We start from the raw sequence: 953 nt of genomic DNA on the forward strand, positions 1-953 counted from the left end.
GGCCCGACTCGCCGCGCTCGCCGCCGACGCCGCCACCCGCGCCCACACCCTGCTGAGCGGTAAGGAAGGGCCCCCGCTTAACGCATAGCGATAACAAGGGCCCCTTCCTAACAGCCGGGTAGCATGGGCGGACTATGGCGAGCGAGCGCAGATCCAGGGTCGATCCGGCCCGTAGCCTGGCAATCCTGTGGCGTACCCGGGAACCGGCGAGCCGGGGCGGCGGCCCGGAGCTGAGCGTCGACCGGATCGCCCGGACCGCCATCGGCATCGCCGACCGGGACGGGATCGACGCGGTCACCATGCGTCGCGTCGGGGACGAACTGGGCGTCGGCACCATGTCGCTCTACACCTACGTACCCGGCAAGGCCGAGCTGCTCGACGTCATCGTCGACCTGCTCTACGGCGAGATGGACCGACCCGCCGAGGTGACCGGCGGTTGGCGGGCCCGGCTGGAACAGGTCGCCCGGGCGAACTGGGCGCTCTACCGCAACCATCCCTGGCTGCTCCGGGTGGAGACCACCCGGCCGGTACTCGGGCCCAACCTGCTCGCCAAGTACGACTACGAACTACGTACGGTCGCCGACATCGGCCTGTCCGACGTGGAGATGGACGCGGTACTCACCCTGGTCCTCGGGCACGTCCGCAGCGCCGCCCGGGCCGGCCTGGAGGCCGTCGAGCTGGAACGCGAGACCGGCATGACCGACGACCAGTGGTGGCAGTCGTACGCCCCCTGGCTGGAGAAGTTCATGCGCTCAGGCACCTATCCGCTCGCCGCCCGGGTGGGTACCGCCGCCGGGCAGGCACACGGCGGTCCGTACGCCCCGGAGTACGCCTTCGAGTTCGGCCTGCAACGCGTACTCGACGGGATCGCCGTGGTCGTCGGCCAGCGCTCGGCCGGGGCCTGAGTACCCGCTCCTCCCGGCCGGCCATCCGGCCGCAGGGTTGGCCACCCG

1 protein-coding gene is annotated in these 953 nt (G+C 71.4%); it reads left to right on the forward strand.

Going from position 1 to position 953, the window contains the following annotated elements:
- The first annotated feature begins 134 nt into the window (after positions 1-134).
- Entirely contained in the window at positions 135-905 is a 771-nt protein-coding gene (locus GSF22_RS33860; protein ID WP_208817955.1) for a TetR/AcrR family transcriptional regulator, read from the forward strand.
- Positions 906-953: the final 48 nt, after the last annotated feature.

Source organism: Micromonospora echinofusca (assembly GCF_017614955.1).
GTDB lineage: Bacteria > Actinomycetota > Actinomycetes > Mycobacteriales > Micromonosporaceae > Micromonospora > Micromonospora echinofusca_A.

Excerpts from the sequence above, each read along its gene's own strand:
- GSF22_RS33860 (WP_208817955.1), top strand. The coding sequence starts at position 135 with ATGGCGAGCGAGCGCAGATCCAGGGTCGATCCGGCCCGTAGCCTGGCA.